Source organism: Sphingorhabdus arenilitoris, assembly GCF_042651485.1.
In the GTDB taxonomy this organism is placed as follows: domain Bacteria; phylum Pseudomonadota; class Alphaproteobacteria; order Sphingomonadales; family Sphingomonadaceae; genus Sphingorhabdus_B; species Sphingorhabdus_B arenilitoris.
In genome coordinates this window covers 1,304,242-1,328,478 of sequence record NZ_JBHSDH010000013.1, presented here as the reverse complement: position 1 = coordinate 1,328,478, position 24,237 = coordinate 1,304,242, and the positions used below count along the sequence as shown (strand labels likewise).

Genomic DNA, 24,237 nt, shown 5'->3' with positions numbered 1-24,237 from the left:
CAATGAGCAACATAGTTGCCATACTCACAGAAAAAAAGGCAGGCCGTATGACCGGGCCTGCCTTTCTCAATTTTTGCAACCGGACTAAATTAGCCGATTGTATGAAGACTCACTCTGTTCCTGATTGTGTCTTGTCGCTTACAATCCGGAATTCCAGATTATCCGCATCTTTCAAATATTGCTGAGCTGCTGCTTGAATATCGGCGGTGGTAACCGCTTCGAACAGGGCTTTTTGCTGGCGATAGCGCTCCACCCGGTCTGGTTTGCCTTGGGCAATTCCAGCGAGCCCAAGCCAGAAGCCATTTTCGCGCAATTGTTTTTCAAACCGCTCCATAATCGGCTGACGCGCGCGCAGCAGAACATCGTCGCTGACTGGCGCATCGCGCATTTGCTGGGTCACCTCTTTGACAGCTTTGGAGATGACATCCATCTTATCTGGCGCGGCGATGACAAAGCTGCTGATATAACCATAGCCGGTAAAGTCATCCGAAGCGAAGCTGCTGGCGCTGGGCGAATAAGTCGCGCCCAATTTTTCGCGGATTTCATCAAGCAACAATAGGCTCATCGCCTCTGCGGTCAGATCACGGATGGCTTCGGATTTCAAATCGCTATCGTCGGTGGTCGGCCAATAAGCGAGCAGTAAGCCCTGATCGGCTGCGCCTTTATGATATAAAGTTTTCACACCGCGATCGGCGGTGAAGGACACTGCCCGGGCCGCAGGATCAACTTCGGATGATGCCAACCGCTGCGGCAATGCGCCAAAGCTTTCCGCCACGGCCTTAATCGCGCCATCTTCGTCAAAATCGCCGACAATCGCAATTTCAACTGGTGCCGTCATCGCAATCGGTTCCAGCACAGCCTTTACATCTGCAATATTGCGCGCTTTTAATTCCTCCGCGCTGCCGATGCCAAAGCGCGTGTCGCCATTGGCCAGCATCCTGGGAACAGTGAAGCGAGCAATATTTTGCGGCAAGGCGTCAAGCTGCGCCGCAAAGCCATCAACCGCATTTTGCCAAACGCCGTCGGCTTCGCTGCGGTATCCGCCCTGAGTGACGAAAGCGGCGAGGATTTTCATCTGCATTGAAAGGTCGTCGGCGATGGTGGTTCCCGATGTGCCAAAGCTATCTGTTCCTGCCGATAATCCGGTGCTGACATTGCGCCCGGCAAGGATCCGGCGCAATTCGACAGCATCATGTTCTTTTAGCGCGCCTGTGGCCGACATGGATTGCATAAAGGTGGCTAAGCTGCCCTTATCTTGCGGAAAGGACAATTGCCCATTGCCAAAACGCAGCGAGAAACGGACCTTACCTTTTTCAAAGTCGGTTTTTTTCAGGTTCAATTTCACATTATTGGCAAAGCGGATCGTGCGAATGCCCAAATCGTCAATCATATTGTCGGCAGCAATGGTGCCTGCTTTGCCAAAATTGTCATAGGCAAAGGCTTTCGTCACGACCTCTTCGGGGGCGTCGACCGCAACCCTCATGCTTTCCGCCAGAACCGCCATTGCTTCGCCTTGGACATTTTCAATTGCCTTTTTGTCCGTGATGAACAGAGTATTTGGAGGACGCGATACGGCCGATTTGAAAAATTCGTTGATGGCATCCAATGTCATCGCTGGACGCAATTCCATATAGATGGCGAGATCATCCTTAGGCGCGGTGATGATGGTTTTTTTGTCAACCGACCCAATGATTGCATCGGCCAATTGCTGGTTACGCCGGGTATCCGCTTGCTCAGCCTGATCTTTAAAATAAGTGTCGAAATTGGCGAGCGTTTCGTCCAGCTCCGCCTGGGTAAAACCGTAAGTCAGGGCGCGGCGTAATTCCTGTTCACCGACCATCAAACCGGTTTTCCAATCACCCTCCTTTGCGTTGATGGCAAGACTGATTTGGTCAACGACCCCGTAAAGGTCGCTAAACGATACAGAGCCGCCCCGGATTTTCGCATCACTGGCCAGCGCCAGTTTCTGAAAACGGCGGCTCATGATGCTGTTGGCTACGGATTTAAAAAAGTCCGTTTTATATTTTGCTTTGCTGTCGTCTTCGCGGGCATAGGGTTTGAGGATAGTCATTTCCACTTCGCTGCTGACCGCGGGGTCGGCAAAGCTGCTGATGGCAAAGGCCCGGTTGGGGTCGACGGTGCCAAATTCCATCGGCGCGCCGGGTTCGCCGACGCCTTGCCAGTCTGCAAAATCCTTTTTGATCTTTGCTTCCATCGCATCGACATCAAAGTCACCAACAATGACCAATGTCGTATTTTCCGGGCGATAATAGCGTTCATACAGGCCTCTGATCCGCTCGGCAGGCGCGGTTTTCAAAACCTCTTCCGCACCGATGGGAAGGCGCGTGCCAAAAGCGGTGTCGGGCGCTTCAAATTTAATCTGTTGCTTAAACTGCCGCAGGCCAGGGCTGTTTCGGAACTGCATTTCGGATAGGACAACACCGCGCTCCCGGTCCACTGCTTCGGGCGCGATAGTCAAATTGCTCGCCGTTTCGCGCATTAGGAATAGCGCCGTATCGACAGTTTTATCGTCGGTTTTGGGCAGGTCGAGCTTGTATACCGTCTCATCAAAGCTGGTATAGGCGTTGGTATCGGCCCCAAAGCTTAAACCTTGCCGTTCCAATATCTTGACCATCTCGCCTTCGGGAACATTTTTGGAACCGTTAAACGCCATATGCTCCAAAAAATGCGCAAGGCCTTGTTCGTTGTCGGCCTCTGCGACTGAACCCATGGCGACCTTCATCCGAACGACCGCTGTGCCTTTCGGTGTTTCATTTTTGCGCAGCGCATATTTCATACCATTTTCCAGCACGCCGTAACGCACAGCAGGATCGGCAGGGATATCGATCGATTGATGGCCCCATGGCGTTACAGTCATCGGGGCAGCAGGCGTTGTTTGTGCGGCCGTATTTTCCTGTGCGAGCACTTGCGATACGGGCATGGATACCGACAGGGCAATTGCCGATACAATGAATAAGCTGCTGCGTTTCAAACGAAATTTCATCAATAATGCTCCCCAGTTTGGAATATGGCATATCTATTACGGATAGCGGCGGTTTAGCCTATGGCCGTTCGACAAACGACATATCTATCCGGCGAAAAACGCAAGGCTTTTTTGCCCTGCGTGCCGGTACCCCCTTTATATCAGCCCGATAAACTGCCACATGGAAACCATGGACGAAGACAACTGGCCCGATAGCATCCGTGCAGGACAGACGCAGCAGCATGAGCCGCTGGTCCGCCGCGTGCTTGCGCCCAATCCGTCGCCTTATACCTTTACCGGAACGCAGACATGGCTGGTAGGTGCAGGCTCGGAAATTGCGGTGATTGATCCGGGGCCAGCGGGCAGCGGGCTGAGCGTTGGGGATCCGCTTCAGCCCAATGACGCCAATGGGGAAGGCCATGTGGAGGCGATATTGCGGGCGGTGGGAACGGCGAAAGTCACTGCGATTTTGTGCACCCACACGCACCGCGACCACAGCCCCGCCGCCGCGCCGTTGAAACAGGCAACCGGTGCGCCGATCATCGGCTGTGCCCCATTGGCATTGACCGACACCGGCCCGCGTGCCGATAGCGCCTTTGACCCGGATTATAACCCCGACCACGTCCTCGCCGATGGGGAGCAGGTTACTGGCGCTGGCTGGACATTGGAAGCCGTGGCAACTCCCGGCCATACCAGCAACCATCTGTGTTATGCCCTGACCCAAAGCGGCGCTTTGTTCACAGGCGACCATGTGATGAAATGGTCGACCAGCGTGGTCAGCCCGCCCGACGGCGATATGGCCGCCTATATGGCCAGCTTGCAGAAATTATATGAGCGTGAGGATGCCGTTTATTATCCCGCGCACGGCCCTGCAATCACCAAACCGAAACAGCTTGTGCGCGGCATGATCGGGCATAGGCGGCAGCGCGAGCGGCAGATACTCAAATGCCTTGGCGACGGGCCGCAGGCGATAGCCGATATGGTCGCGGTGATGTATAAAGGGCTCGACCCGCGCTTAAATGGCGCGGCGGGGCGCAGTGTACTGGCCCATTTAATTGATTTACAGCGGCGCGGAGTGACGGTTGCAGAGGGCGAGAGTTGGCGGCTGATCGATGCGTAAAGTCGCGATCATCGTGCTCGTTCTGGCGTTACTCGGGGCGCTGCTGTGGGGGTGGCAGGCACGCCGGGGTCAGGAACAGGCCGAGTTGCAATTGGGCCTCGACAGCAGCCGTGTGTTGGAACAGCAATTTCGCGCCGCGCGGCAGATTAAGGTCGCGGCAATTGACGGCCGGATCGTCGCGAGAAGCAGCGATGATGGCTTTTTCGGGATATTGAAATCGACGCAAACCAAATCCGTGCCGTTCACCGTCGATTATCTGGTCGACCTTTCGGATGCGGACGCGAGCGATTGGCGCTGGGATGAGGACAGCCGCACGTTGATCGTTGCGATTCCTGATGTTCAGGTCGGCTCGCCCAACGTCGATGAAAGCCGCGCCGTGACGCAGCAATCGGGCATTTATATTTCACGGGAGGCTGGGCTGAACCTTAATCAACGCGCGGCATCGGCGGTGCGGGCGCGGGCGCAGAAATTTGCCCGCTCGCCTGAAAATCTGCAAAAAGCGCGGGCGGGCGCGAAAGAGGCCGTGGCCGCATTGGCGCGCCTGCCCTTGGAGGCGGCGGGCAAAAGCAATATAAAAATTGTGGTCAAATTCCCGTTTGAAGGCGGAGAAAATCTTGACCGATGGGATGAATCGCGTCCAATTGCGGATGTCATCCGCGAAATCGAAAGCCAATAGGAGCAAATGCAATGAACGCCCCCGTTTCTCAAAAAAGCGCCATGCCCACCGGGACCGACTTGCTGGACGAGATCGCGCGGCTGAAAAATGAGCGTAATGCGGTTATCCTAGGCCATTATTATCAAAAACCGGAAATTCAGGATCTGTCCGATTTTGTTGGAGACAGCCTCGAACTATCGCGCAAGGCGGCGGAAACGGATGCGGATGTGATTGCCTTTTGCGGGGTGAAATTCATGGCCGAGACCGCAAAAATCCTGTCCCCGCAAAAAACCGTTATCCTGCCCGATATGAAGGCGGGATGCAGCCTGGAGGATAGCTGTCCGCCCGAAAAATTCCGCAAATTTCGCGAGGCGCATCCCGATCATATCGCGCTGACCTATATCAACTGTTCGGCGGAGGTGAAGGCATTGTCCGACATCATCGTGACCAGCAGCAGCGCCGAGACGATCATCGCCCAAATCCCGCCGGAACAGAAAATCATCTTTGGTCCCGACCGGCATCTGGGCGGATATATGAACCGCAAATTCGGCCGCGATATGCTGTTATGGCCGGGCGTGTGCATCGTCCATGAAGCGTTTAGCGAGACCGAGCTGCTCAAGCTGATTGCGCAGCATCCCGGCGCGCCCGTTGCCGCCCATCCCGAATGCCCGCCGCATATTATCGACCATGCCGATATGGTGGGCAGCACCAGCGCGATCCTGAAATTCGCCAAAGAAACAGACAGTGATACGGTGATCATCGCCACCGAACCGCATATCATCCACCAGATGGAAAAAGCAGTGCCGGGAAAAACTTTCATCGGCGCGCCCGGCGCGGACGGCAATTGCGCGTGCAATATCTGCCCTTATATGGCGCTCAACACGCTGGAGAAACTCTATGTGGCATTGCGCGACCTGACCCCGCAAATCCATCTGGAAGAAGACGTGATGAACGGCGCACGCCGCAGCCTGACCCGCATGCTCGATATGACCGGCGGCAAAGCCACCTATGGCGATCTGGGCCCGATGGATTTGATGCATAAATCATGACTTCGCACTGCTGTTAAATCAGATTAGCAAGGGAGAAGTGTGCAAACGGTCCTTATGCTTGGAAAACCATGGGAGAGAAAGGCATGAATAGATTAAACTTTCCCATAGCATTGTTCATTGCGCTGGGTGCTTGCAACAGTATCCCGCCAGAATTTACTAAGGAACAATTGTCTGAATATCAAAATCCGTCGGTCCAGACCCGAGTAAAAATAGACGCTCAGTTTCCCGCAGCTTTGCAGTTTTTTGAAAAGACACAGGAAGCAGCGTTAAAACTTGGAAGATCTTTAACTCAGGCCGAAATAACCGATGCTAAGGCTGTTGGTGTAACCCATCCTGAAAAAATCCGCATTTATGTAACCGGCAATTTTCCTATCTTCACTGATCCCGTTACTGGTAAGAAAGACAATCAATCACGCGCAGGCGCGATGGCAATGGGGTACGGAATTTTTATAAAACCCAAATATAGTTCGGCGCGTTGGGTCAAGGCACATGAATTTGTTCATGTCAGGCAGTTTGAAACGCTTGGCCCTAAAGATATGATCCGGCAGGTTTTGTTGGAAAAACAGGTTTTCTCCAATAATCTCATTCCGACCGAGAGAGAGGCGATTGAGGTTAGTGAAGCTTATATCGGTAAAAGTGCCCCGAAATACGCCTATTGATTGGCTTTGCTCTTGAATACATTCGGCAAATCAAAGTTAACACGCTTATCGCCCGCATAAATCTGCGATATAAAGCCTCATGGCGCAGCATATCTTGAAACGGCCCCGGCGGCGGGCATCGGTGCATTGGCTTTGGCTGGGCATACCGCTCGTGCTGGCGGTGCTTGCTGCTTACGTATGGCTGCGGATATTGGGCGAGGAACAGGCGCTGGCCAGCGATAGCGGCGTTGTCGCGGCAGAAAGCAGCGTCCAACCCGGATCATCCAATGACACGGCCTCCGCCCCCGAACCGCCCCGGCTACTGGAGCAGCAGGTAGCCGCTTTGGGCGAAGCTTTCGGCGGTGATGTCGGCATTATTGTGCAGCCTGCCGGTGGCGGCTGGAGCGCGGAATTTAACGGCGATATGGTCTTGCCGCAACAAAGCCTGTCAAAATTATGGGTCGCTGCCGCCATATTGGACCGCGTGGACCGGGGCGAATTGACGCTGGATCAGCAGCTGACCCTGACCAGCGCGGACCTGTCGATATTCCACCAACCGATCCGAAAACAGATATTGGCCGCCGGGCGTTATCAGGTCAGCATTGCCGAATTGCTGCGCTATGCCATGACGCAAAGCGACAATACCGCCAATGCCGTGCTGTTCCGGCAAGCGGGCGGGCAGGCCGGGGTAATGCGCTTTTTGGCATCGCGCGGCCTCAGCGAGATACAAATGGCGACGAGCGAGACCGATTTGCAAATGGGCATTGCCGGGATGCAGTGGCGCAGCGCCTATAGCTATGGCCGGAATTTCTGGACCGCGCGGGCGGCGTTGCCCTTTGACCATCGCGCCAAGGCGCTGGGCGCGTATCTCGCCGATCCGCCCGATGGCGCGACGCCGCGCGGCTATGCAAAGGGGCTGGGCCTATTGGCGCAGGGCAAATTGCTGCGCCCGCAGACATCGGCTTATCTGATTGGTTTAATGGGCCAGTCAAAAACCGGGCCGCAGCGGCTGCGCGGGGGATTGCCCCCTGCTGCGCCCGGCGCTGATCCCGGCCTTACTCCCGATGCGGCTGGCGTGGCGCAGTCCGGCTGGACCCTGCCGCATAAAACCGGCACGGGTCAGGTGCTGAAACAGCTTGCCACCGCCTATAATGATGTCGGCATTCTGACCGCGCCCGATGGCCGCCGCTATATCCTGACGGTGATGATCGGTTCCACCAATCGCAGCGTGAAGGAACGGCAGGAGATGATGCAGGCGGTAACCCGCAGCGTGATTGCTTGTGATGAGGCGGGGATGTGCCGGTCTTGATCCTCGATAAGCGGATCATTCGAAGGCTGGGGCAAAATTTCTGTTCTTCCGGTTTGGCTTCATGCTAAGCCCGCTCCATGCCATTATCTCTCGATATAACGTCTGCAAAAACTCTCATGAAATGCCCCTACCGGGCTGGTAACTTTGGCAACTTTGGAATCAACAGACTATGAGCTTCAATATTCCCCATTTTGATCTGCCCGGCTTTATTGCCTCCACCTTTGCCGAAGATTTGGGCGATCCAGCTTATGGCGGCGGGCATGATGTGACATCGGAAAGCGTCATTCCGGCGGATGCGGTCTTCACCGGTGTGATGGATGCGCGGCACGAATGTGTGGTTGCGGGCTTGCCCATTGCGGAGGCGTTTTTCCGCCATCTGGACCCAGATGTGGAGATAGACATTCTGGCGAAGGAGGGCGAATTGGTCCCGGCGGGCAGCGACCTGATGCGCCTGCGCGGCAGGGGGCGAGCCATGTTAACCGCGGAGCGCAGCGCGCTCAACACGGTGCAGCATTTGACCGGCATCGCCACGATGACCCGCGATTATGTGCGCCGGATTGAGGGGACGGGTTGCACCTTGCTCGATACCCGCAAGACGATACCCGGGCTGCGCTTGATCGAAAAATATGCGACGCGGATGGGCGGCGCGGAAAATCACCGCATGGGCCTATGGGATGCGGCGATGATAAAGGATAATCATGTCGCGGTTGCTGGCGGCGTTGCCGAAGCCGTGCGCCGTGCGGTGGACCATGGGGTCAAACGGATCATATTGGAGGTGGACCGGACCGATCAGATTGAACCTGGCATTGCGGCTGGTGCGACCCATTTGCTGCTCGACAATATGGATGCCGATATGCTGCGAGAGGCAGTGGCGATAGTCGCGGGCCGCGTGGTGACGGAGGCATCTGGGGGCGTAACGCTCGACACTATCAGGGCCAAGGCCGAAACCGGCGTCAATTATATCAGCGTCGGCCGCCTGACGCAAAGCGCCCCTGCCGCCGATATAGGGCTGGATTTTGCGCAGGTTTGATGCGGGCTTGCGCTATGGTCTGCTCGCCGTGATGGCAGCGGCCATGGCCTCATCCGCGCCCTATGCGCCATTGGGGGCACAGGCATGGCAATGCCGGGCTCCTGCCAATTTGCCGAGGCCGCAAATCGAATTGCCGCCATCGGGATCGGTCCGGCGAACGCCGGTGGACGGCTATATCCTTGCGCTCAGTTGGAGCCCGGAATATTGCAAGGGACGGCGCGGCAAATCGCTGCAATGTGATGGGAAAATCGGTGATTTCGGGTTTATCCTGCACGGATTATGGCCAGAGGCAAAGGGGCCGGATTATCCGCAATACTGCCGTAAAACAGCGCTGCTGCCGCGAAAGGTTGTTGCCGAAAATATCTGCATGACCCCCGATGTCCAGCTGCTGCAACATGAATGGGCGAAGCATGGCAGCTGTATGGCGCGGCGCCCCGAAACCTATTTTGGCGCAGGCACTTTGATGTTCGAAGCGATTGAATTTCCGGATATGGACTGGTTGTCACGGCGCGGCGCGCGTGAAGCAAGGGCTGGAAAGCCGATGACCGCAGCGGCATTTGCCGATGAATTTGCGAAAATCAACGACGGGCTGCCCGCCAGCGCCATTCGCGTTAAAGCCAACGGCCGCCGCTGGCTTCAGGAAGTGCGCATCTGTTTGGGTAAGGATTTCAAGCCGCGTCCCTGCCGCGCCTTCACTGGCGGGACGCGCGCCGGGGCAGAGGTTAAGATATGGCGCGGAGGTTAAGCGTCAATCGTCATGCTGCCCGGATGATTCTTATCTAAATGCTTTTTGATAATGCGTAGATTTTTGCTGTTGGAACGCCAGACAAAGTCAAACGCGTCGCCCACGAGAGGTATCGCACCGAGCGCCGTATCGATACCAATATTGGCCGCCATACGGGTCAATTGCCATTTGCTCATGCCGAGATTGCGCGCTTCCCAGACCATATAAGCGCCCATGGCTGCGGTGACCAGATCGCCTACCACTGGGATGAAGCCGACGATCGAATCGAGGCCCACCGGAATGCGTGTGCCCGGAATATGGAAAGACCGTTCAAGCAGCAGCTCCAACGCCTCCACCCGTTTTCGTACTGCTTGCGGATCGCGGCTCATCGCTGGGATCTGATTGGCTATCTTGTCAAATTGTTCCTGCGACATCGGCATGGACAACACTCCTTTGCCCCTATGTGGGAGGGCGGCCGAGATATTGCAATAAGTGCAGCCCGCGCGGATTGGGGGAATGACCGAGCAGCCCATCGCGGGTCAACGACCACCGCATCGGATTGGCGAGCGGGATGAAGTTACGGCTTTCCTGCAATTTCGTCTCCGCTTCGCCCAATAGCCGCTGCCTTTCTTCGGCGGTGCGGGCCATGCGGGCGGCTTCGACCAATGCGTCTGCCTCTGCGTTACAGACCGACGTTATCTCACAGCTCATCTGCGCCAGATACCAGCTGGGGCTCGACATTTGAGCTACCCGGTCGACCAAGACCAGATCGGCATTGTCGCCAAATGAAACCCGGCGGGCGTCCAAACCAATCGCGACAAAATCACGCCGGATACGAGCGAATAATATTTTCCCGCCCGGCCCCGCGGGCAGAGCGATCCGCAATGGGCGGACATTGCCATTGGCCGTTTTCCAGCGGGCAATAGCATCCCGCGCCAATGTTTGCCGCTGGTCCACTGATAATGGTGCCCATGTTGGCGGCGCGACACTCGCCCGGTTCTGCAATGTGTCGGGCATCAATAAGATATTTTCTTTCCAAGCGAAATTTTCGAAGGAAGTAAGCAGTTTGGGCCGGTCAATTGCCATGGCAATCGCCTCCCTGTTGCTTCTAACGCTTAAAAATGGTCCAGCTTCTACAAATAGCAATCCAAACAGACCCGGCACTGGGTCCGATTGCACAACGCCGTCCGATATTTTTGCAGCGGTCAGTTCGGGCAGATGCTGAAAATGTCCGCCATCGACCAAATCTATTTGCCCGGCCTTAAACCGGGTCAGCGCCACCGACGCCCGATTGGCTTGCAAGGTGATGCGATCATTTTCGAGCACGGGATTGCCGCGTTCATCAATGCCTTTCAACCGCAATTGCATCGCGCGGCCCGATTTGGTGGCTATCATCGGCCCCGACCCAGTGGATTTGAACACAATGCCAAATTGGGGCTGTGCCAACAGCTCTAGCAAATTCGGCATCGGCGCTTTCAACCGGATTTCGACAACTTTACCGGTCATAGACACGGCGCGATCAATCCCGATCAATTCATCGCCAAAGGCGCTTTGCCGCAATTCTGTGATGCGGCTATTTAATATATCCGCGACTTGTTTTGCGGTGACTTGCCGCCCGTCGTTCCAGCGTATTTTGTCGAGCCGGAAAATGTAGGACAGGCCGTCATCTGTTACGATCCAGCGTGATGCCATCGCCGGTATAACCTTTCCCTGCGCATCAAAGGCAACCAGGCCCTGCGCTGTTGCGGCGCGCAAATATGCCGACGCCGGATCGAGCGGCAGGCGGCTAATGGCGAAACCTGCGGCTTTGTCTTCGATGATATCGACCGATAAACGGCTATTGTCGATCCCGCGCGAACAGCCAGTAAGCGTCAACGATGCGATCAACCCCAAAATGGCGGTTCTCAAGATGATAGGACGGGCGGGGGAATTGGACATTATTTCGCTATTGCCAGATTATAGCTGGGATGCACATTGGCAATATTATCGTGCCACCCAGAAATTTTCGGATGGACCAAGGCGGTGCTCACATAAAAATAGAGCGGCAATATGGGCATATCGCCGATCAATATTTCCTCGGCAGCGCGCATCTTTGATGCGCGCCGGTTGGGGTCCGCCTCGGCCAAAGCCTTATCCAATGCAGTGTCGAACCGGGCGCTGGCATAGCCGGAATAATTTTGCGGTCCCGTATCGCTGCGGTGGACCAAAAGAAAATTTTCCGGTGCGGGTAAATCCGCCACCCATCCCGACCGCGCCAGTTCAAAATCACCCCGCTTCAAACTGTCGAAATGCAGGCTTGCCTCGCTATTCAGCAGCGACGCCTCCACTCCCAATGGCCGCCACATGGTAGCCATTGCGGCGGCGGCGCGGCGATGTTCGGGGGAGCTGTTAAACCTGATTTCGAAACGGAGCGGGTTTGCCGCGCCATATCCTGCGCTGGCGAGCAATCGCCTTGCCTGTGCCAAACGGCGTTCCTTGGTCCAATTGGCCCAAACCGGGCGGAAAGCGGTATCACCGCTAAGACCCGGCGGCAATAATCCCCATGCAGGCGCATTTCCCGCCGCGATCATCTTGTCTGTCATCCATCGCCGGTCGGTGGCCATCGCCAATGCCCGCCGGACGTTGGCATTGTTAAACGGCGGACGGCGGGTGTTGAATGCGAAATAATAAGTAGCGAGATAGTCGCTGCCATGCACCATCTGCGAATAATGTTTCGTCAGCCATGCTTGGCGATTGGCAGGGTAGGCGGTGCTGATATGCGCCCCGCCCGATAGCATGAGCCGCATCGAGGACAGCGGATTATCCATGCTTTTCCAAATCAGTTTCGGTGTTTTGGGCTGTCCCCCTGTCCAATGTGGATTGGCCTCCATCTCCATTCTCTGGTTCAACTTCCAATCGGTCATGCGATATGCACCGCTGGTGACAAGCGGCCGCATGCTTGTCCATTTTTCGCCCATTGGACCGATCAAGTGAAATGGCAGTGCGGCCATTGCGGGATGCGCCAATAGCGCGGGCAGTTGCGGAAACGGGCTGTTCAGACGGATGATCACCCGCCGCCGATCGGGCGATTCAACCGTTTTAATTATCGCGAACAGCGCGGCATGCGGCGAGCCAGTTGCCGGGTCGTTGATCCGGGCCAGCGCCTTTGTGAAAATCTCTGCCTCAACCGGCGTTCCATCCGAAAATCGCAGATCGGGCTTTAACTGGAACGTCCATTCCAGTCCGTCTGCTGATACTGTCCATCCTTGCGCCAATGCGGGCTCGACTTGCCCCGTTGCCATATAGCGGGTGAGCCCTTCAAATTGATCGGATGCAATGCGGATCGAGGACAGGTCGGACACCATTTGCGGGTCAAGTCCGCGTGCCTCCGATTCGGTTAACCGGACGAGCGTATCGGCGGGCAGTCCAGAGCCCTTTGGTCCATCATTGGAACAGCCCGTCAAAATCAACAGGAAAGTCAGCAGAAGGAAGCGCATCGGGGGATGATTGCCCGAAAAACCTGGCAGCAACAAGAAGAGAAAGCTCGTGAGTTTTTTATCGATACAAAAATTCGACGATCCAAAATTTCTCGTCTCACTCGATAAGGCGCTCATAAATTTGCGGAAATGGCCAATCACACTAATATTACAAAAATATTGCAATAGATGTCATAATACTGTAATAAAGAGGCAAGGATGATGAGGAGACATACCGTGAAAATATTATTGATGGGTTTGCTGGCAGTTACCATTTCCGGAAGCGCGATGGCGAATGAGACCAGCGGCGAAGTGGGTTATGAGCGCGGTTCGCTAGGCTATGATGCACTGTTAGCGGGCGAGAATAACAAAGCGTTGAAGCAGATTTTGGCATCGGACGTGGAAATGACCGACCCGGCGAAACTTATCAACTTAGGCGTGGCTTATGCCCGTGTCGGACAAACGGCTAAGGCAGAGGCCGCGTTTCAAGCGGCCCTTGATTGCCGGAATCATGGGGATTTGGAATTGGCAGACGGCCGCATCATGAACAGCAGGACCGCAGCAGCGTTATCGCTGAAAAATTTGCAGTCGCGCACCGCCATGCGTTGATTAGATCTCAACACATATTTTGGCAAAAAGGGGGCTTCGGCCCCCTTTTTTTTGCTATGCGCCAAGTATCTTTTTGCGCATCTTTTGAAGCAGTCTTTTTTTTGTCAAAAAACTTTCTTCCAACTGTCTTGGTTAGAACATTTGACCGTCATGCCCCGCGCCTAGAGCGGCGTGGAAGTCGGTCGGGGGGCTGTTTGATTCTTCTCCATACCGTCTGAATGGCCCGGTTTTGGTGCCCCAATTTTGTTGTGGAGATATAAGATGATGAATCCCAAATTGCGCGGGATAGTGTTTGTAACGGCCGCCGCTGCGGTCCTCACTGGCTGCGGTGCTGATGACATTGCGTCGCCCGGTGCTGGCGGAAATGTAACGATCAACAATAACACCCCGCCGCCGCCTCCGCCTCCTCCTACGCCGCCAACGACTACTTTGGTTACGCCGGCATCGGGATGTCCCACGATTGCAGATGCGCAGGGTCTTACCGACGGCGGAACAATTACTGGGCCAACCGGCACCTACCGCGTTTGCAGTCTGCCTTCGCGGATTAACCGCAGCTCGACTTTGCCAAAAATTGCCGGCGTTTTGTATCAATTACCAGGCCGCGTTGACGTTGGAACAGACCAAGGGCCGTCCTCGACCAATACCGATGTCACCCTCACCATTGAGCCGGGCGTAATCGTATATGGCGGTACTGGCGTTTCGTGGCTCGCGGTCAACCGGGGTAACCGGATCAATGCGGTGGGAACTGATACTCAGCCGATTATTTTTACAAGCCGCGATAATATCCTCGGCCTGAACAATGACAACTCGTCTGGTCAATGGGGCGGTATCGTCCTTTTGGGCCGTGCACCAATCACCGATTGCGCAGCGCCCGGTGCAGCTCCTGGAACGGTTGCCTGCGAACGTCAAACCGAAGGCGCGGTTGACCCAGCGCTGTATGGCGGCGCGAATGCGGCTGACAATAGCGGCCGGATGAGCTTTGTTCAAATCCGCTATTCCGGCTTTGTATTGTCGGCAAATAGTGAGCTGCAAGCGCTCACCACGTCCGGCATCGGCAGTGGGACCCAGCTGGACCATATCCAATCGTTCAATAGCTCGGACGATGCGGCCGAATTTTTCGGCGGCGTTGTGAATATGAAATATTTCGTTGCGGTTGGCGCGGAAGATGACAATTTGGACACTGACACCGGCGTAAAGGCGAATTTCCAATATGTGATCGCGGTTCAGCGTTCGGATGGCAGCGGCGATTCGATGATTGAAGCTGACTCAGACAATAGCGTCGATGGCGACAATCCGCGTCAAAATACGAAAGTTGCAAACGCGACCTTCATTCAGCGCAGGGCGAGCAATAGCGCGGGAGCTTCGATATTGATCCGAGGCGGTGCCGACTATTCGATCGTGAATAGCGTGTTATCTTCTCCCGAAAATCCCTGCTTGCGGATCAGCCGAACGCAAACCGCATCGACCACGGTCAACGCGGCAATTGACGAAGCAGGTGCTCCCTTCTTCCGGTCGTTTGTCATGGCAGGCTGCACCGCGTCACCATTTGTCGGCAGCAACGGCGTAACTTCCGCTGATGTTGCTGCGATCTTTGGCAGTGGTTCGAACGGCAACAATTCCGCCTTCACCCTGTCGCTGACAAATCTGTTCGTTAATGGAGCCAATGAAACCGCAGTAGCGGCGTTTGACCCCAAAAGCATTTCAGCTTTCTTTGACACCACGAACTATGTCGGCGCAGTCCGGGATGCAAATGACACATGGTACCAAAATTGGACCTGCAATTCGGCAACGGCCAATTTTGGTGGAACGGGTGGAATGTGCACATCGCTGCCCACCACTTGATTTGACACAAGGATAATGAAGCGGGGCGCGGCAGATTTGCGGCGCTCCGCTTTTTCGAAATTTCACCAAGGGATTATATTATGTTGAAGCTGTCAGGCTTTAAATCGCTATTGCTGCTATCGACCGCGATCGCCTTTCCTTCGCTCTCGTTGGCGCAAGAGGCACCACAGGCGGATGAGCCTGCAGCAGAGGCGGATGCGGATGCAAGCGCAGAACAACCGCAAGATACCGCGTCCGACGACGCGCAGGACCAGGTCGATGTCTCCGTACCCGGCGGCGGTTTTGAATCTGAAATTATTGTGCGCGGACGCCGGACCAATCCGGTACGCGATACGCCGCAAGTCGTTTCCGTTTTATCGAGCGAAGATATTGAACGAACAGGCGAAGGCGATATTGCCGGCGCATTGGGCCGCGTAACGGGCCTCAGCGTCGTTGGTAACGGCTTTGTCTATGTGCGCGGTTTGGGCGATCGTTATTCGCTCGCATTGTTAAATGGGTCGCCATTGCCTAGCCCGGAACCATTGAAGCGAGTTGTTCCGCTTGACCTTTTCCCAACAAGCGTGATTGCCTCTTCTCTGGTCCAGAAAAGCTATTCGGCCAATTTCCCCGGTGAATTTGGCGGCGGTGTGATCAATTTGACCACAAAGGCGATTCCGGAGGAAACATTTGTTACGTTTGGCGGAGGCATTGGCTGGGACACTGAATCGACCAATGAGCTTGGCTATACCTATTTTGGCAGCAGTTCAGACTGGACCGGATTTGACAATGGTAACCGTGATTTGGCACCCGCCTTGTCGGCATTTCTCGCGAGCGGGGAACGCATCAGTCTTGGTTCGGTTGATACTCAGGCGATTGCGGGCGAATTGGTCCGTGGCCGCGATGTCATCGTTCAATCTGTGCCCAATCAGGCACCCAATTTCTCTGGATCGCTGAGCACCGGCACTGCTATCGATATAGGCGATACTCGTCTGGGCATCATCGCGACCGCCGGATATAGCAATAAGTTACGCACCCGCGACACGTTGCAACAAACCGCAGCCGATACCGAATTGTCGCAGACTGAATTGGATTTCCGCCGTGTCATTACCGACAACCGCATCGTCGTCAACGGCCTGCTGGGATTTGGTTTGGAATTTGGCGACAATAAGCTGCGTTGGACCAATGTCTACATTCGCGACACATTGAAACAGGCTCGTATCGGCATCGGTACGCGCGAAACAACATCGCCAACTGCGACGTTGCAACAACAAGACACGGCGTGGTTTGAACGTCAATTGATCAATACGCAGTTGGTTGCAGAATTGCGTCCCATCGACGATGTGAAACTCGATGTTCGGGCAAGCTATGCCAACTCGCAGCGCGAAGCTCCCAATGAATTTAGCTTCGAATATTTTCGCAGCAACTCACCAACCGATCCTTTCGGTGAATTTTTCATCAACCGCCTGAATAATGGCCAGGAAGGCAGCGCGTCGGTCAGCTTCAGTGATTTGAACGAAGATCTCTATTCGGCTGGCGTTGATCTGTCTTACCGTTTTGCGCCGACGATTACCGGAACAGTGGGCTATGCCTATGCTGATACCAGCAGGCGGACCGAACGGCGTGATTTTCTCTTCACCGCACCCAGCAGCCTGCCAACAGGCGTTGCATTGCTCCGCCCCGACTTGCTGCTTCAACCATCGGTAATAGACGCATTTGGCATTGCATTGATCGACACCAATGAAGCCAACCCCGTGTTTGATGCGGCGCTTCGCAATCACGGTGCTTATGCGCAATTGCAGGCGGATGTTACCGATGATCTGAGCGTGAATGTCGGCGTCCGGTATGAAACGGCGAAACAATCTGTTACGCCGGTTCAAGTGTTTAATGTGCCGACGGCTTCCCTAGCGGGCACAAATTTGAACAATGATTATTGGCTTCCCGCTGCAACCATTACCTATAAGGTAGGTGACGATTTTCAATTCCGTTTGAATGCGTCGAAAACAATTGCAAGGCCGCAATTTCGCGAGTTAATTTTCCAGACCTATTTTGACCCGGATTCAAACCGTCAGTTCCGTGGGAACCCGCTCCTTACCGATAGTGAGTTGTTCAACGTAGAAGGACGCGCGGAATATTATCTGGGCAGGGATGAGCGCGTTTCGCTTACTGGCTTCTTCAAGCGGATCGATAACCCGATCGAAACTTTTGCTAGTTTCAGCGACAATACTGTTATCTCCAGCTTCGCTAATGCGCCGCGAGCCAATCTTTATGGCGCGGAATTGGAAACACAGAAATATTTCAATTTCGACAGCGAAAGTCCATTTTGGGATAATCGCCGGATCGTTGTGATTGGTAACTATACCTATACCAAATCAAATATTTCGGTGAATGCAGACGATCCGGTCGCAGTGTTCGCAAGCGCGTCGACAAGCGCAAGCGACTTCTTCCGCGATGGCGAACCCCTGACCGGGCAATCGGACCATCTGGTGAATATCCAGCTAGGGTTGGAGGATACAGATAAATTGTCGCAGCAGACATTGCTATTTTCCTATGCGAGCAATCGGGTGACTGCGCGCGGTGCCTCTTTGCAACCGGATATTTTCGAAAAGCCGGGCATTCAGCTTGATTTCGTAATGCGCCAAGGCATCAAAATTGCCGGAGCAGAAGCCGAGTTGAAATTTGAGGCGCGCAATTTGACCGGTACCAAATATCAGGAATTGCAACAGAACGGCGACAATCAGATATTCTACAATCTGTATAATGTCGGCCGGACATTTTCGGCTAGCTTGTCGATCACATTCTAATCTTTGGGACGGCCTCAGTTTGGGGCTGTCCTAGTAGCTTCTCCCAGGGCGGTGCGCTTCCTCCCCGCACCGCCCGCCACAGACTGTCACATTTATGAAATTTCGTCGTCACGCCGCCGTAATCGTATAGACCTAGCGCAGATACAATAATAGGGGTCTGATTCGTGGCAACAACCTTAATGAAGGCGGTGGAACATTGGCGGCAGCGGTTACCGCGTCCTAACCTCTTTTCGTTTTTTCTAGCATTGCTGGCGCTCTTTTTGATCATCCAGTTAGCCCGGCTATTTTGGACATTGGCAACGCCCGTTGCCCCGCTGGGCAATTGGCAAGCACCCGTCCCGCCAGTAATGTCGGCATCGGCGCGGGAGCAGATTTTTGGCAGCTTCGATCCATTTTTCCCGAATAGCAATGCCGTTACCTCGGCAAACAATGAAGGCAATGAAGTCATCACATCGCTGTCCATCACCTTATTTGGTATCAGGAGCAATGAGGCATCGGGCGGCGGGTCGGCTATTATCGCCGATCCCGAAGGCGTGCAGCAAAGCTTTGCCGTGGGACAGGAAATCATGCCGGGCGTGACATTACACGCCGTCGCGTTCGATCATGTCGTTATCCGTAATAATGGCACCCTTGAAAAACTATATCTGGATCAATCCGTCCCGGCTGAAAATGTCACACCGGTGGCGGCGGCGGAACAGCAGCCTACACCGGAGGCGGCGATAGCCAAGGCACCGGTGGCCTTAACCGCCGATAATCTTGCCAAAAATGTGGGGCTTGCGCCGCGCAGTGATGGCGGAAAAATTACCGGACTTGTCGTGTCGGCAAAAGACGATGGTTCTATTTTGCGCGCAGCCGGTTTACAGAGCGGCGACATAATAACGAGCGTGAACGGGAAACCGGTGACGTCGCCATCTGATCTTGCCTCTCAATTTAGTCCGGGTTCGCGGCTATCGGTGCAGATTGAACGCGGCGGACAGAAAATTCCCGTGGCGATCATTTTGGATAAGCCATGAAAAAATTTCTAATTCATATCGCAGCGCTTGGTGCGTTGACCCTGGCACAGCCCGCTGCAGCGCAATATCAACTGAATGTGCGCGAGGCCGATATTCGGGCTTTTGTACAGGACGCTGCCCGCGTCACCGGAAAGACCTTCATTGTTGATGGCCGGGTTCAGGGCAAAGTTTCGGTTGTCACCGATCGGCCATTATCGCGATCAGAATATTTTGAGGTATTCCTATCCACCCTACGTGCCAACGGATTGGTGGCGATTCCGATGCGCGGAGGAGGCTACCGCATACAATTGGCCGATGGCGCCGCGACGCAGCCGACGCAAGTTGGGTCGAAAAACACGACAGCCAGCCAGTTTGTCACGGAAGTATTCCGGCTTCGTTCCATCGATGCCACGGCGGCCGTCGAAACATTGCGCCCGCTCGTCAGCCGCGAAGGTTCCATCACTGCCAACAGGAATGCCAACAGCCTGGTCGTCGCTGACTATGCCGATAACATCCGGCGGATGCGCGATTTGATCCGGCAAATTGACCGCGACAGTGCGGCGACACAGGTCGTTCCGCTAAAAAATGCCGGTGCGCGCGAAATTGCAACCTCATTGCAAACGCTTGCTGGACAAGGGGGCGGCGAGGGAGCCGCCGCGCCGGTCACAATCGTTGCCTTTGACAGCAGTAATTCGGTTGCGCTGCGCGGTGATCCAACATCGGTGTCGCGCTTTGCCGCCATGGCGCGCGACCTCGATAATCGGGCGGAGTCCGGGGCGGAAATCCGTGTCTATAATTTGCAGCATGCCGATGCCGCCACGCTATTGCCGACGATCCAGGCGTTGATCGGCGGGCAGGAAAGCGCCAGCAGCGACGCCAATTCACGCCAAATAATTACGCCCGTTTCGACTGCTCCTACCACGCAAGCGTCGGGCAGTAATGGACAGGCCGGACAAACCAGCGCTGCGCCCGTTACCAGCGGCCCGGTTGCGGTCAGCAGCAATGGCGGCGGGGGTATTGCAAAGCGCGGTCCGGTCATCGTGACCCGGTATGAAGGCGTCAATGCGTTGATCATCGCAGCCAACCCCGATGTGCAGCGCCAGCTTGGCGAGCTGATCCGGCAGATTGATGACCGCCCTGCGCAAGTGGTTATTGAAGCCATTGTGGTTGAAATTGGCGACGATGCGGCCAAGCGTTTGGGTGTGCAGTTCCTTTTCGCGGGCGAAAATGCGCCATTTGTGTCGACTAGCTATTCCAATGCGCAGCCCAACATATTGACCATCGCAGGCGCATTGGGCGCAGAGGAGCTTAACCGGCAGACAACTACAGTAAACGGCACCACGACCGTCACGACAACAAGCAGCGCGCTGGGCACCAGCTTACAAGAAGCGGCGGCCGCTTCGATTTTGGGCGTTACCGGCGGGCTGGGCGGCTTTGCGGTGCAATCAGGCAGCAATATTTTCGGCGCGATTATCAATGCGGTGCAATCGGATACCAATAGCAACTTGCTCGCCACACCGCATATAACGACGCTGAATAATAAGCAGGCGAAATTCCTCTTTGGTCAGGAAATCCCCGTGAGCACCGGTGAGGCATTATCGAATAATTTCGACAATGCCTTCCGCACGGTGCAGCGCCAAGAGGTCGGTATCAAATTGGAGGTAACGCCGCAGGTCAACGATAATGGCGAAGTCACCATGTATATCAATCAAGAAGTGTCGAGCGTCGCAGGTCCCGTGTCGTCGCGCTCCAGTGACTTGATCGTCAACAAACGGCAATTTCAAACCACGATGGTGGCGCAGGATGGCGAAATCATGGCGATCGGCGGGTTGCTGAATGATGATGAGCGGCGGACAATTGAGAAGATACCGTTCCTGGGCGATTTGCCGGTGATCGGCAATTTATTCAAATCGAAAAGCCGGTCGCGTTCGAAAACCAATTTGGTGGTTTTCATTCGTCCGACCGTATTGCGGACCAATGCCGATGGGCAGGCGGTAACGGCGCGGCGTTATAATTATGCCCGGTCAATGCAGTTGCTGCGTAACCCAGATCAGGAACCTTCGCTCGACCAATTGGTGCGCGACTATATGGGCACAGTGCCGCCAGTGGGAGCCGTTGTTGGACCCAATGATGCGTTAATCGGGGCGTCGGACCGTTTGCCGTCCCCGCCCCCTGCATCGCCCATAATTCCGGTTGATGTTCCGCCGTCCGGAGGGGATGAATGAAAATAAAAAGGGGCAATGACGATCCGGCGGCGGGCGAGAATGATATTCCGCCGGTGACGGAGACATTGCCACAGGCTGTAATGCCGATTGTGGATTTGCCCTATGCCTTTGCCCGCAAACATGGCTTTGTCCTGCTATCCGAAGAAAATGGCCGGATTGCGGTTGCCATGCGCAGCGGCGCAGACCCCGTCATGCTGTTGGAGGTGCGCCGTTATCTGAATATGCCATTTGACGTGCAAATGGCCGATGATAAGCAGTTTGACGCCTACCTGTCCGATCATTACGCCATGGATGGCAGCGCCGCCGCGATGGCCGATGCTTTTGATCCAGACGGTGATAATCGCGACCTGTTGACCGCCGACTTGCCCACCGCCGATGACTTATTGGATAGCGCGGATGATGCACCGGCCATTCGCCTGATTAACGGCATTATCGCAGAAGCGGTGCGGCAGGGTGTGTCGGATATTCACATCGAACCTTATGAAACCGGGCTTGTTGTCCGGATGCGCGTCGACGGCGTTTTGCAGGAGCGGCTGCGTATGCCGCCTCATGTTGCGCCGGTTGTGGTCAGCCGGATCAAGGTGATGGCGCGGCTTGATATTGCCGAACGCCGCATACCGCAGGATGGGCGGATCGGGATTACGCTGGGCGGCAAACTTGTCGATGTGCGCGTATCGACTTTACCAAGCAGCGCGGGCGAGCGCGTGGTGATGCGGATATTGGATAAGGATAACAGCTTCATCTCGCTCGACCTGCTCGGAATGTCGGACAATGCGCGGCAGGTTATGGCCGAAGCGTTGGCGGAACCCAACGGCATCATTCTGGTTACCGGTCCCACAGGTTCGGGTAAGACGACAACATTATATGCCGGACTGAAGGAATTGAATGACGGTACGCGCAATATATTGACGGTCGAAGATCCGGTTGAATATGCGGTTGAGGGTGTAGGCCAAACGCAAGTCAATGCCAAGGTCGGCATGACATTTGCTGCGGGCCTGCGGGCGATATTGCGGCAGGACCCCGATGTCGTGATGGTGGGCGAGATACGCGACCGCGAAACCGCCGAAATTGCGGTTCAGGCTGCGCTGACGGGGCATTTGGTCTTGTCTACCGTTCATACCAATGATGCCATCGGTGCGATCACACGGATGCGCGATATGAAGATTGAGCCTTTTCTGTTGGCCTCCACCTTGCGCGCGGTCATCGCGCAGCGGTTGGTGCGCAGGCTGTGCCAATCCTGCCGCGAACCGGTGCAGGCCGATGGTAGTGTTGCGTCCCTGTTGGGTTTTGATAAAGGCACGATCGTATATCAGGCCAAGGGATGCGAGGCGTGCAAAAACACTGGATATCAAGGGCGAATTGGCGTGTTTGAAGCCATTCGGATTGATGATACAATCCGCAAATTGATTAACAGCGGCGGGGACGAATCGTTGATTGCACGGCACGCCTTTATGAACCAACCCAGCCTAAACTCGGCCGCTCGCAAGCTGGTCCGTGCAGGGGAGACAACCCCGGAAGAAGCTGTGCGCATTTCGCGGCGGGAATCGGTGGACGAAAATGGGTGAATTTGCCTATCGCGCCATTGATGAAAAAGGGCGGGAGAAAAACGGACGGATCAGCGCCGCCAACGATAGTGATGCGCGGCAGAAGCTGGAACACCGGCGGTTATATGTTGTCCAAGTTGAACCCGCGAAAAAATCGGAGAGCCAGAAACGACCCGCCTTTGCGCTTGGCAACCGCAGCAAGCGATTGGGTTCCAAGCAGCTAACGCTATTCACTCGGCAGCTTGCATCATTGACGCAGGTCAGCCCGTTGGAAGAGGCGCTGCGCACCATTGGACGGCAAAGCGAAAAAGAACATGTCCGCAATATCATCGGCAATGCTCATGCCGGCGTCGTAGAGGGTCAACGCCTGTCAGAAGCAATGCGGCGCGAACAACGCAGCTTTCCGCCTTTATACCGGGCGATGATTTCGGCAGGCGAAAGCTCGGGCAGCTTGCCGGATATATTGGAACGCCTTGCCGATTTGCTCGAAAGGCAGGCGGCAATGCGCGGAAAATTATTATCTGCGCTCGCTTATCCAATCATATTGTCGTTGGTTGCGATATTGGTCGTAACCGGGCTTATGGTCTCGGTTGTGCCGCGCATCGTCGAACAATTTGACGGCGTGGAAGAACGCCTGCCTACTGTCACCCGAGTGGTGATGGCAATATCGGAATTTCTGGCGGCTTATTATAACATTATCCTGATCTTGATCGCATTGGCAGCTGCGGCATTCACGCTGGCTTTGCGCAAGGATGCTTTTCGGTTGGCGACTGACCGGATGATATTGAAGCTGCCCCTAGTGGGCCGGATGGTGCGCGATTTGAATGCGGCGCGGTTGGCCCGGACATTGGCGACGATGGTGGCAAGCCGCCTGCCGCTGCTCGAAGGATTGAAGTTGACGCGTGAGACTGTATCGAACCGCGTGCTGCGTCATGCCAATGACGATATGGTAGAGGCCGTGCGCAGCGGCGGCAGCTTGTCGGGAGCGATGCGGGCGAGCGGCGTGTTTCCTCCGCTGCTGGTGTATCTCACCGCTGGCGGGGAAAGCAGCGGGCAGCTCGACATGATGCTGTCACGCGCCGCCGATTATCTCGAAAGGGAATTTGACAATTTCACCTCGGCGGCGCTGTCGATGTTGGAACCGGCGATTATCGTGATTATGGGGGGGCTGGTCGCGGTCATCATTTTGTCTATATTACTGCCGATATTACAATTGCAGAATCTTGCGGGGATTTAAGGAATGTTGACGCTGAAAATGATCTTTAACTTGTTCACCGATATG

At 55.2% G+C, this 24,237-nt stretch carries 18 protein-coding genes; 14 read left to right on the top strand and 4 right to left on the bottom strand.

The features are described 5' to 3' along the window. Positions 1 to 109 precede the first annotated feature (109 nt). Positions 110 to 3,004: a M16 family metallopeptidase gene (locus ACFOWX_RS10520; RefSeq protein WP_381423870.1), complete on the bottom strand. Its 2,895-nt coding sequence runs from the start codon at positions 3,002 to 3,004 to the stop codon at positions 110 to 112. A gap of 169 nt (positions 3,005 to 3,173) precedes the next feature. Here ACFOWX_RS10520 and ACFOWX_RS10515 point away from each other — a divergent pair, with 169 nt between their 5' ends. The 7 genes from ACFOWX_RS10515 to ACFOWX_RS10485 all read left to right on the top strand — a co-directional run bounded on the left by ACFOWX_RS10515 (position 3,174) and on the right by ACFOWX_RS10485 (position 9,529). Next, on the top strand, positions 3,174 to 4,103 hold the full coding sequence (locus tag ACFOWX_RS10515) for an MBL fold metallo-hydrolase (protein WP_381423868.1): 930 nt from the start codon (positions 3,174 to 3,176) through the stop codon (positions 4,101 to 4,103). Beyond that, positions 4,096 to 4,779: a DUF4230 domain-containing protein gene (locus ACFOWX_RS10510; RefSeq protein ID WP_381423866.1), complete on the top strand. Its 684-nt coding sequence runs from the start codon at positions 4,096 to 4,098 to the stop codon at positions 4,777 to 4,779. The genes ACFOWX_RS10515 and ACFOWX_RS10510 overlap by 8 nt, the downstream gene beginning before the upstream one ends. Positions 4,780 to 4,790: 11 nt before the next feature. Then, a complete protein-coding gene (gene nadA / locus ACFOWX_RS10505; protein ID WP_381423864.1) occupies positions 4,791 to 5,807 on the top strand; it encodes a quinolinate synthase NadA in 1,017 nt (338 codons plus the stop codon). An 83-nt stretch (positions 5,808 to 5,890) separates the two neighbouring features. Next, a complete protein-coding gene (locus ACFOWX_RS10500; RefSeq protein ID WP_381423862.1) occupies positions 5,891 to 6,466 on the top strand; it encodes a hypothetical protein in 576 nt (191 codons plus the stop codon). Between the two features lie 79 nt (positions 6,467 to 6,545). Then, on the top strand, positions 6,546 to 7,754 hold the full coding sequence (locus ACFOWX_RS10495; RefSeq protein ID WP_381423861.1) for a serine hydrolase: 1,209 nt from the start codon (positions 6,546 to 6,548) through the stop codon (positions 7,752 to 7,754). A gap of 169 nt (positions 7,755 to 7,923) precedes the next feature. Next, positions 7,924 to 8,784, top strand: a complete 861-nt coding sequence (gene nadC / locus ACFOWX_RS10490; protein WP_381423859.1) for a carboxylating nicotinate-nucleotide diphosphorylase — start codon at positions 7,924 to 7,926, stop codon at positions 8,782 to 8,784. Continuing rightward, a complete protein-coding gene (locus ACFOWX_RS10485; RefSeq protein WP_381423857.1) occupies positions 8,771 to 9,529 on the top strand; it encodes a ribonuclease T2 family protein in 759 nt (252 codons plus the stop codon). The genes nadC and ACFOWX_RS10485 overlap by 14 nt, the downstream gene beginning before the upstream one ends. Here the strand turns inward: ACFOWX_RS10485 and ACFOWX_RS10480 are convergent. From ACFOWX_RS10480 to ACFOWX_RS10470, 3 genes are read right to left on the bottom strand one after another with little or no spacing between them, the layout of a single operon-like run. Then, positions 9,526 to 9,948 carry a DUF4112 domain-containing protein gene (locus ACFOWX_RS10480; RefSeq protein ID WP_381423855.1) on the bottom strand — a complete coding sequence of 141 codons (423 nt, stop codon included), beginning with the start codon at positions 9,946 to 9,948 and terminating at the stop codon, positions 9,526 to 9,528. The two genes, ACFOWX_RS10485 and ACFOWX_RS10480, sit on opposite strands and share 4 nt — an antisense overlap. A gap of 19 nt (positions 9,949 to 9,967) precedes the next feature. Next, positions 9,968 to 11,446, bottom strand: coding sequence for an ABC transporter substrate-binding protein (locus ACFOWX_RS10475; protein WP_381423853.1), 1,479 nt, complete (start codon positions 11,444 to 11,446; stop codon positions 9,968 to 9,970). Then, positions 11,446 to 12,984 (bottom strand): peptide ABC transporter substrate-binding protein, encoded by a 1,539-nt coding sequence (locus ACFOWX_RS10470; protein WP_381423851.1) that lies wholly within the window; start codon positions 12,982 to 12,984, stop codon positions 11,446 to 11,448. Before ACFOWX_RS10470 ends, ACFOWX_RS10475 begins: the two co-directional genes overlap by 1 nt. Positions 12,985 to 13,200: 216 nt before the next feature. Between ACFOWX_RS10470 and ACFOWX_RS10465 the strand changes: the two genes are divergently transcribed. The 7 genes from ACFOWX_RS10465 to gspF all read left to right on the top strand — a co-directional run bounded on the left by ACFOWX_RS10465 (position 13,201) and on the right by gspF (position 24,192). Continuing rightward, a complete protein-coding gene (locus ACFOWX_RS10465) occupies positions 13,201 to 13,572 on the top strand; it encodes a hypothetical protein (protein ID WP_381423849.1) in 372 nt (123 codons plus the stop codon). A gap of 261 nt (positions 13,573 to 13,833) precedes the next feature. Beyond that, a complete protein-coding gene (locus ACFOWX_RS10460; protein WP_381423847.1) occupies positions 13,834 to 15,414 on the top strand; it encodes a hypothetical protein in 1,581 nt (526 codons plus the stop codon). 80 nt (positions 15,415 to 15,494) lie between these two features. After that, the gene (locus ACFOWX_RS10455; protein ID WP_381423845.1) at positions 15,495 to 18,194 is read left to right on the top strand and encodes a TonB-dependent receptor domain-containing protein; all 2,700 of its coding nucleotides are present in this window, start codon (positions 15,495 to 15,497) and stop codon (positions 18,192 to 18,194) included. Positions 18,195 to 18,358: 164 nt separating this feature from the next. Then, complete coding sequence (locus tag ACFOWX_RS10450) at positions 18,359 to 19,207, top strand: type II secretion system protein N (RefSeq protein WP_381423843.1); 849 nt, start codon at positions 18,359 to 18,361, stop codon at positions 19,205 to 19,207. Then, entirely contained in the window at positions 19,204 to 21,411 is a 2,208-nt protein-coding gene (gspD, locus tag ACFOWX_RS10445; protein ID WP_381423841.1) for a type II secretion system secretin GspD, read from the top strand. Before ACFOWX_RS10450 ends, gspD begins: the two co-directional genes overlap by 4 nt. 80 nt (positions 21,412 to 21,491) lie before the next feature. Next, entirely contained in the window at positions 21,492 to 22,976 is a 1,485-nt protein-coding gene (gene gspE, locus ACFOWX_RS10440) for a type II secretion system ATPase GspE (RefSeq protein ID WP_381425009.1), read from the top strand. Continuing rightward, positions 22,969 to 24,192: a type II secretion system inner membrane protein GspF gene (gene gspF / locus ACFOWX_RS10435; RefSeq protein WP_381423839.1), complete on the top strand. Its 1,224-nt coding sequence runs from the start codon at positions 22,969 to 22,971 to the stop codon at positions 24,190 to 24,192. The genes gspE and gspF overlap by 8 nt, the downstream gene beginning before the upstream one ends. Positions 24,193 to 24,237: the final 45 nt, after the last annotated feature.